This is a genomic window from Rhodococcus sp. R1101 (assembly GCF_000278445.1).
Lineage (GTDB): Bacteria > Actinomycetota > Actinomycetes > Mycobacteriales > Mycobacteriaceae > Rhodococcus > Rhodococcus gordoniae.
In genome coordinates this window covers 1-609 of sequence record NZ_AJVB01000905.1, presented here as the reverse complement: position 1 = coordinate 609, position 609 = coordinate 1, and the positions used below count along the sequence as shown (strand labels likewise).

The 609-nt window shown below is 66.7% G+C and carries 1 protein-coding gene and 1 pseudogene; both read right to left on the bottom strand.

The features are described 5' to 3' along the window. A partial coding sequence (gene dcd, locus R1101_RS0125130) for a dCTP deaminase (RefSeq protein WP_016935846.1) occupies positions 1-351 on the bottom strand: 351 nt, incomplete at its 3' end. Between the two features lie 44 nt (positions 352-395). Then, positions 396-609 (bottom strand): annotated as a pseudogene (locus R1101_RS28945) (TetR/AcrR family transcriptional regulator); the annotation flags it as partial.

Here is a 609-nt window from a genome sequence, read left to right as displayed (position 1 = left end):
GAAACCGGCCGTCGAGTGTGTGAGCAGGCCGAGCCGGCCCAGCGACGACTTGCCTTCGAGGCGACCGGCGAGGTCGGCCGGCAAGGTGCACCGCTCCATCGTCGACCCGAGCACGAACTCGCCGGGATGCAGCACGAACGGCTCACCCTCGGGCACCCGCACCAGCGACGTCAGTTCGTCCTGCTGCTCCGCCGGGTCGATGTGGGTGTAGCGGGTGTTGTTGAAAACGCGGAACAGGCTGTCGAGCTTGACGTCGACACTCGACGGCTGCACGAGTTCCGGATCGAAGGGGTCGATGCCGAGATGACCGGAAGCGATCTGGGCGCGGATGTCACGATCGGAGAGCAGCACGGATAGAGGTTAACAACCTGCTCGGGGCCGGCCGGACAGGCGCTCTACGTCGACTGATCCTTACGCAGTTGCACCGAGATGGTCAGCAGCAGCTCGGTGCATTCCTCGATCACGTCGTCGCGATCCATCGGGACCGTGCCGTCGAGCCACGCCGTCAGTGCCTGCGCCAGGCCTCCGACGACGTAGTGTGCCGCAAGGTCGAGGCGCGGGCTCGGGGCGACCGCGTAGATGTTCTCGGCCTGCGCCGTGACGAGGCCG